This window comes from Eubacterium ramulus (assembly GCF_003122485.1).
In the GTDB taxonomy this organism is placed as follows: domain Bacteria; phylum Bacillota; class Clostridia; order Lachnospirales; family Lachnospiraceae; genus Eubacterium_I; species Eubacterium_I ramulus_A.
In genome coordinates this window covers 1-1544 of the sequence record NZ_JRFU01000255.1, presented here as the reverse complement: position 1 = coordinate 1544, position 1544 = coordinate 1, and the positions used below count along the sequence as shown (strand labels likewise).

General features: G+C 40.9%; 1 protein-coding gene. It reads right to left on the bottom strand.

What is annotated here, in order from left to right; all coding sequences use genetic code 11:
* Nucleotides 1–251: 251 nt before the first annotated feature.
* On the bottom strand, nucleotides 252–1196 hold the full coding sequence (gene tig, locus LG34_RS16345; RefSeq protein WP_109217024.1) for a trigger factor: 945 nt from the start codon (nucleotides 1194–1196) through the stop codon (nucleotides 252–254).
* Between the last annotated feature and the right edge of the window lie 348 nt (nucleotides 1197–1544).

Sequence of the window (1544 nt, the reverse complement as noted above, 5' to 3'; positions counted from 1 at the left end):
ACAATGGTTTTGCGCCGACCGGAACGGAGTGTAGAGTGCAGTGATTCTGGGAAGAATATGTCAGCTTTCGCTGACCAGAATCACGCATCAAGTCTCACGTGCGTTCGACTTGAATATTATCCTTACGGAATGTGTATCCGATACTAAAGCAGGGTAATCGACAGCGTGTTCATAACGTAAAAAGGAGAAGAACTCAGATTAGTGATGAAGGGCGTCTTAGCCCAAAGCACTCATCTGAGTTCTTCTCCTCTCTACTTATCGTAAATTACGCTGTCCAATATGAAGACCATCGTTTTATCCATCGTAAGCTGATCGGCGATATTCTCCACATCTTCCTCTTCCAAAGTCTCTACGAATTCCTCCGGATCTTCATCCTCCTCTATCGCAATCGCCCGAAGCTCCTCAGCCAGCTCTTCCGGTGTAATGCTGATCTTTTCAGCCGCAGCAACCGCATGCAGTACGCTCTGTGCCTGAATTGCTTCCACAGCTTCCTGTTCTTTATCCGCGTAAATCTCATCTTTGCTGTGACCGGAACGTTTGCAGTAAAGTTCCAGCGGAATCTGATTCATTTCCAGTTCATCCAGAAAATCATCATAATAAATCTGTGTCATTTCTTCTTTCAGGTCATCATCGATCGGAATATCAGAATCGGCAATAATTTTTGCCATAACTTCCCGGGCAAATTTTTCCCGGACGGAAGTTTCCCGGCGTTCCTGCAGATTTGCAAGAATCTCATCTTTCCATTCATCCAAAGTTTCATATTCGGAAAAATCTTTTGCAAACTCATCATCAATCGGTTGATAGTCTACAAGACGCAGTTTTTTTAAGGTTGTACGGAATACAACGGAACGGTTCTGCATGGCACTGATGCGGTAATTAGCCGGAAAAGTAACATCAATATCAAATGTATCACTGATATTTTTGCCAATCAGAGCTTTATCGAATTCCGGTAAAAAAGCCTTTGCTCCGATGGTCAATGCAAAGTTTTCTCCATTTCCGTGCGGAATGGTCTTTCCGTTGTAGCGACCTTCAAAATCAAGAATTGCCTGATCGCCAGTCTGTGCACTGCGGTCATCAATATTTGTGGCAACAGCGTATTCTTTCTGTTTCTTCTTTAACACATTCATGACTTCGTGCTCCGTCACTTCAGTGTTTGGACGTGTCATGTGAATGCCTTTGTATGTTCCTAATCTCATAAGAGTAATTCCTCCATGTTATTTTTAGTATTTTTTAATCAGAACGATACGAATCAGATAATTTCAAGGATAGAAGTTTATCCTTGTGAGTTAGAAAAACAATCCGTATGTTCCCGAATCTACCGTTATCATATCACAGAAAACAGGACAGCGTATAGAAATATTAAAAAAATCGTTAAGCAATTTTAACCAGAACATATTCCTGTAATGCAAAAAATAACGTCAATGGAATAAAAAGAAACATTGAGGAGGAGATAGTGCCTTGTATTCTTTTGTATAACATAAGCAGAAAAATATTATGATTTATCTCAGTCGAGAAGACTCCCACTTCTGCAAGTGGTGAGTAAT

Bases quoted from the DNA above. Each gene is read 5' to 3' on its own strand.
- tig (WP_109217024.1), bottom strand. From the start codon at position 1,196: ATGAGATTAGGAACATACAAAGGCATTCACATGACACGTCCAAACACT.